At 35.4% G+C, this 6,300-nt stretch carries 4 protein-coding genes and 1 pseudogene; 2 read left to right on the top strand and 3 right to left on the bottom strand.

Features of this window, described 5'->3' with window-relative positions; translation table 11 throughout:
- Window positions 1–138: 138 nt before the first annotated feature.
- A complete protein-coding gene (locus AAC037_RS17500; RefSeq protein ID WP_339904366.1) occupies window positions 139–1,404 on the top strand; it encodes a dihydrolipoamide acetyltransferase family protein in 1,266 nt (421 codons plus the stop codon).
- On the opposite strand, the gene AAC037_RS17495 is transcribed toward AAC037_RS17500, so the two are convergent.
- From AAC037_RS17495 to AAC037_RS17485, 3 genes are all read right to left on the bottom strand, one after another.
- Window positions 1,397–4,297 carry an ATP-binding protein gene (locus AAC037_RS17495; protein WP_339904364.1) on the bottom strand — a complete coding sequence of 967 codons (2,901 nt, stop codon included), beginning with the start codon at window positions 4,295–4,297 and terminating at the stop codon, window positions 1,397–1,399. The genes AAC037_RS17500 and AAC037_RS17495 overlap by 8 nt on opposite strands.
- 373 nt (window positions 4,298–4,670) lie before the next feature.
- Complete coding sequence (locus tag AAC037_RS17490; protein WP_339904363.1) at window positions 4,671–4,910, bottom strand: hypothetical protein; 240 nt, start codon at window positions 4,908–4,910, stop codon at window positions 4,671–4,673.
- Entirely contained in the window at window positions 4,907–5,323 is a 417-nt protein-coding gene (locus tag AAC037_RS17485; RefSeq protein ID WP_339904362.1) for an OsmC family protein, read from the bottom strand. The genes AAC037_RS17490 and AAC037_RS17485 overlap by 4 nt, the downstream gene beginning before the upstream one ends.
- A gap of 462 nt (window positions 5,324–5,785) precedes the next feature.
- On the opposite strand from AAC037_RS17485, the pseudogene AAC037_RS17480 reads away from it, so the two are divergent.
- Window positions 5,786–6,300: pseudogene (locus AAC037_RS17480) on the top strand (4-hydroxybutyrate CoA-transferase); the annotation flags it as partial.

Below are 6,300 nucleotides of genomic sequence, written 5' to 3'. Positions count from 1 at the left end.
TGAAAGTAATAACTATCCATTTGGCAGACAGCAGGTGAAAGTTAGTCAAAGATTTATTAATAAAATAAAAGGAAATAAACAGGAATTACTAAATTTTAGTTTTATAGCTAGGGAGAATTAAATATACAAGTAAAAGCTATGGCAACAGTGGAAATGGTGATGCCCAAAATGGGAGAGAGCATTATGGAAGGCACTATTCTTTCATGGCTAAAGAAAGAAGGAGACCTGATAGAACAAGACGAATCCGTATTGGAAGTGGCTACGGATAAAGTAGACACAGAGGTACCTGCCACACATGCCGGAGTATTGAAGAAAATACTTGCCAAAGAAGGAGAGATCATCGAAGTAGGGAAACCAATTGCTATTATTGAAGTAAAAGCAGATGAATCTGATGACCAGGACCATCTTCCAGACTTGGAGAACCCTTCAATAGATAACGATAAAGAGCTTTTACAGGATGTTCCCGAATACACAAGTCTTATTCTAGGAAAAGCTTCCTATGATGAACCTTCCAATATTGAAGAAAAAAGATTTTATTCTCCCTTGGTTCAAAGCATTGCCACCCAAGAAAATGTCAGCCACCGGGAATTAGCTGAAATTTCAGGAACAGCCAAAGGTGGTAGGGTAACAAAAAAAGATATCCTGGACTATATTTCAAAGAGAGATGCTGCTCAGCTATCCTCTTCCGCTGGTCAAACAGACGAAATTCTAGAAATGGATAGGATGCGGAAGATGATTGCGCAAAGAATGTTGGAATCGAAAAACATTTCTGCCCATGTCACCTCTTTCGTTGAAGCGGACTTGACAAACATTGTACTTTATCGAAATAAAATTAAAGACGAATTCCTAGCCAAACAAGGTGAGAAAATCACCTTTACTCCTTTTTTCGTTGAGGCCATTGCCAAAGCATTAAAAGACTTCCCTATGATGAATATTTCGGTAGAGGGAGATAAAATTATCAAGAAAAAAGACATTAACATAGGTGTTGCAGTTGCCTTAGCCAATGGTAATCTAATTGTACCTGTAATAAAAAATGCAGATAAATTAACACTTTCACGTCTATCGAAAAAAATAAATGAACTTGCATTAAGGGCAAGAGAGAATAGATTGAGTGCTGAAGAACTTAAAGGTGGAACATACACCTTATCGAACATTGGTTCATTTGGTAATATTATGGGCACCCCAATTATTGTTCAGCCACAGGTTGGCATATTGGCAGTTGGTACCATTACCAAAAAACCGGCCGTGATAGAATCCCCCACAGGAGATATGATTGGGATAAGGCATAAAATGATATTATCTCACTCCTATGACCATAGAGTGGTGGATGGCGCACTCGGTGGCATGTTTGTAAAAAAAGTGGCTGACTACTTGGAATTTTTTGATATGAAAACGGTTATTTAAATCCGTTTTCTTTCCAGATGATACAGTTCTTGATTTTCTCCACGATCTGATGAATCTTAACCGGTTTGGTTAGATAGTCATTCATCCCTATATTCATCGCTAACGCAATGTCTTCTTTAAATACGCTGGCGGACAAACCTACAATCATTGCTTTTTGACCATTGCCCATTCCCCTAATTACTTTAGTTGCATCCATCCCATTCATTCGTGGCATTTGGTTATCCATAAAGATCAAGTCAAAACGTTTTTCTTCTACCGCACTTATGGCTTCAAGGCCATCCAAGGCCACTTTCGGCGTATACCCCATTTGTGACAAAAGCATAAGCATAAACTTTAAGTTTATGTCATTGTCTTCCACCAGCAAAATATCAAGCGGATGCTCTTTGGCCAACTCCTCAATAGCTTGGTCCTCACTTTTTATAAATGCCTCCTTAGGATCATTCAATTTTTCTTCACTTCCTTGTGAAATAAGTGCAAAGGAAAAAGTCGATCCTTTGTCAATTTCACTCTCTATATGGAGCACACCTCCCATTAACTCGATTAGTTTATTTGCAATGGCCAAGCCCAGCCCTGTTCCCTTATAATCACCATTTGAGGAATCACTCGCCTGAGTAAATGGTTTCACCAACTGTGGAATCTTATCTTTGGCTATACCCACCCCATTGTCTTTAACTGTGCAGGTAAGAATTAGATTTTTTGTGAAAATTAACTCCCCACTTATATTAATATCTATTTGTCCTCCCACTTTAGAGAACTTTACTGCATTCCCGATGATATTAAAAAAAATCTGAGCTAGTTTATCTTTATCAAGTATAATTATTTGGGGGATATTTTTCTCAATATTTAAGTTAATAACCAGAGAATTCTGTTGAACCATACCGGAAAATACCTTTATTATTTTTTCCAATTCAGCAGTTAAATCCATGGAAACCGGAACCAACTCCATTTTCCCTGCTTCAATTTTAGAATAATCAAGTATATCATTTACTATATTCAATAGGGACTCTCCTGAATCACTAATTATTGACAGAAGTTCATTCTGCTCTTTGGAAAGCGGAGTCTTAAATAGTAAGCCAGTGATTCCCAATAGCCCATTCAATGGCGTTCTAATTTCATGACTCATATTTGCCAAGAAACTGGATTTCTCCCTATTGGCCAGTTCGGCTGCCTCTTTGGCCTCGCTAAGACCACGCTCCCATAGCCGCTGCCCGGTAATGTCTCGGGCAACTGAAATCACTCTATCTTCATCCAGTTTAAAAAACCTAACTTCAAAGTATCTACGGCCTATATCCAATAGCAAGTCCAATTCTTCAGTCTGCATCTTACCGGTCGTAATAACTTTATTGAATGCATGCATCGCCTTTTCTCCTGCTTCGCCTCCCAAAACTTCATCAATTTTCTTACCTAGCGATTGATCAGGAGGGACTACCAAAAGCTCTTCTTGTTGCACATAATAGTCAAGGTATACGCCTTGATTATTGTAAATAAAAATTATATCAGGCAAACAGTTCAACACCGATCGTAGCCTATTTTCACTTTTTAACAACTCTTGATCTGCTATATATTTGGCGTTAATATCTGTAAAAATCCCAACAGACCCCTCAAATTTCAAATCATTACTATATATTAATTTTTCAAAAATCTTAACCCTGATGGAATCGCCATTTTTCATTTCCGATGTAAATTCGAAATGGTACACCCCTTCATTTTTTTCAATTAGTGTATTTCTGGATTTCAAAAATTCATCTTTTTGGTCAAGAATTAAATCTTTGACCGAACTACCTACCAACTCGTCAGGGCTGTACCCCAGAACTTCGCTTACATTCTCACTTACCTTATATATTTTATCTTCACGATCCTGATAATAGATAAAGCCTTTAGATTGCTGAAGCAAGATGGTCTGTTGTTTTAATAATTGGTTTAAGTTTTTGGATTTTTTTTCAAGGAAATTACTATTCTCCTTGGTGATTTTGAAATATTTAAAAATGAATGCAACTACTATTGCCAACAAAACGAGTAAGGCAGCAAATAAATGGAAATAGTTTTCGAAAATCCCCGCATCAATAGAGGGTTTTTCCTGAACAAAAACAAAGGCAAAGTTCTCGTTTAGATTAACTAATTGAAAAGGATATTGAACCAAAAGAAACTTCTTGCCCTCTTCTCCTCTGTCTTCAGTGATATGGATCCAATAATTACCTTCTACCCCACTTTTGATTTCATGTATAATTTCACTTTCGATTATTTCATCCTGAAAAAATACAGGTCCTTTTTTATTTAGTTTATAAAAACCGTTCTTTCCATAAACCAGTTTACCCGTATTGGGACCCAAATAATAGTTGTCCAATAGGTTTTCAAAATAATTCTCAATATTTAGTTTTACAGCAACTTTTATATTTCCGGCATTCGAAGTGATTACCAAAGATGAGGAGGCATTATAACTGCTCATCCTATCACTTTCTATTGGATTGGAAATCAGTCTATCATTTTCACCCAAGGTATAAATATGGCCGATATCCCCGATACTAATACTTAAAGTATCAATTAATTGATGGTAAGTTCTTAATAACTTACCCATCCTAAGAGAATCCATTTTTTCGGAATTATCATCCAAGCCTTCTCTATTGATAAGCTCTTGGTTTTCAAGAAAAAAATGCAAGTCTTCGTTGAAATATTTGAAAGATCTCTGAGCTTCATGTGCTGCAAATTCCACCTGCTTATTTAGGAAAAAAGCCTTATTTTCTATGAGGTTTTTCGAAATAGAATTGTAAAAAAATAAGGCTAGAAGCAAGGTAAACACTATTGACACAGCTCCCAAGCCTACCAACCACCAGCGATTTTTTGGCGCCGGTGGTTGTGGCATTTCATATTTCTGAATATTATTGTTATTGGTCATCTATATCTAATAAGGCATATGCCTTCCTTATTATCACTGCTTTCAAGCGCATCAAATAATCTGATATCTTTTATCTCCAATGATTAGTATTTAAATATTGTTAGTACTTTCAAACATCACAGTTTTTTTTTATTGACAGGCCAAGGAATAACAGCCTTAGACACAATATAATATTGCAAGAAGTTTAAATACAAAACATCATTTTAAAACACTGGTGAACAAGCTTTATCAATTCGAATAAAAGCACTTAATAATAACAAATATTTATAATTAAAATATTAAATCTCTTAAATTCAATTAAAACACAATAAAAACGGAATATTAATTAGGAATATAAATATTACATCTTTAAATATTTAAATTATATACAAATTTAGAAATTTTTTGTTACTTTTTGAAGAGACTTGTGCATTTCATCAAACCTTTTTTTCACCTCTTCAAAGAATTGACCTTCCATCAGCGCCTCTAAATCACTTTCTTCAAGCACATCCATAGAAGGAACCTTGAAAGTTTGCTCCATATTTCCAAGTTCAAATTTTAGAATATATTTATTGTTCCAATCGAACAAACTAATCCTAATCCCTTCTTTGACAAGTTCATTAACAACCCTCATAAAGGCTTTTTAATTTCTGTGGAGTGAGTGATTGTAGATTTCAAGCTAGAGGCCACTGAACAATACTTGTCAACAGCTAACTTAATTACTTTACCAAACTCTACCTCAGTGGCATCAGGAGAGGTGATGATAAAATGTAAATGAATAGACTTATAGAATGCAGGCGTACCATCATTTCTTATCCCTTCAGCATGTATCTCAAAATTCACTACTTGTTTGCGCTTTTTCTTCATCATGAGCACAGCATCTACTGCAGAGCACCCTGCCAATCCGGAAAGCAATAGTTCCATCGGCGATTGATGTTTTTTTTCAGTGCTATCATACATGTCCATTTGGACTTTATTCCCTTCCGGGTTAACTGCTTCGTATTCTCTATCAGCAACCATGTGAAGTCTTATTTCTTTCTTATTCATAACAATTGATTTTTATTTTAAATGATTTGTAATCTATTTTATATTTTAGGAAACAAAATTAAGCAAGCTTGTGCTTATAATTAAAAAATTGAAGGTTCAAGATTAAAAAAATAGCGTCCTTAACAAGTAAAAAGATAAATTATTAATAAATATTAACGTTTCTAAAACAAATAGGGTTGACAATACTCTTTTTTTCCACAGCACAGCCTCTACTCTTAATAAATTGCCGGGTTAAACAGAAGGGGTCATAAATTTAATTAATAAGCCATATATCGTATTGGAATCCTCCAACTTATCACAAATCGTTGATAAATTTTCATACCAACTTCTCTAGTAAAATTGGCCAGTCGATCAATTAATTGTAACTTTAGGTTATCAAAATAAAACCAAAAGACAGCCTTCCTTTTAAGGGTTTATGACTTAATTTTTAAATATTAACCTAACAATAAAATCTCACTTGAAATGGGAAATCAAATTAAAATCGTTAGCCCCGACGAAGCAGTAAGTTGCGTAAAAAGCAACCAAAGAATCTTTATTCATGGCAGTGCTGCAACTCCTCTATCCTTACTAAATGCATTGGCTAATAGGAAACATGAATTGAAAAATGTAGAAGTAGTATCAATCACTACTTTGGGCAAAATGCCTTTGGCAGACCAATCATGTAAGGGGAGTTTTTATCTGAATTCTTTATTTGTTTCAGAGAATATCAGAAATGCAGTTAACACTGATCAGGGAGGTTATGTACCGGTTTTTTTAAGTGAAATTGGGCGACTATTTAGGAAAAGAATTTTACCTATAGACGTGGCTTTTATCAATGTTTCTCCTCCGGATCAGCATGGATACTGCACTTTGGGCACCTCCGTAGATGTTGCCCGACCGGCAGTAGATACAGCAGATATTGTGATCGCTCAAATTAACAAGCAAATGCCCAGAACTATGGGTGACGGGCAAATACATGTTAGCAAAATAGACGCCGC

It is taken from the genome of uncultured Cyclobacterium sp., assembly GCF_963976465.1.
Lineage (GTDB): Bacteria > Bacteroidota > Bacteroidia > Cytophagales > Cyclobacteriaceae > Cyclobacterium.
Note: the sequence above shows the minus strand (reverse complement) of the source record. Positions and strands in the feature narration are given on the sequence as shown.

What these genes read in the sequence shown, in the direction of transcription:
- AAC037_RS17500 (WP_339904366.1), top strand. Translation starts at nt 139, where the DNA reads ATGGCAACAGTGGAAATGGTGATGCCCAAAATGGGAGAGAGCATTATG.
- AAC037_RS17490 (WP_339904363.1), bottom strand. Translation starts at nt 4,910, where the DNA reads ATGAGGGTTGTTAATGAACTTGTCAAAGAAGGGATTAGGATTAGTTTG.
- AAC037_RS17495 (WP_339904364.1), bottom strand. Translation starts at nt 4,297, where the DNA reads ATGACCAATAACAATAATATTCAGAAATATGAAATGCCACAACCACCG.
- AAC037_RS17485 (WP_339904362.1), bottom strand. Translation starts at nt 5,323, where the DNA reads ATGAATAAGAAAGAAATAAGACTTCACATGGTTGCTGATAGAGAATAC.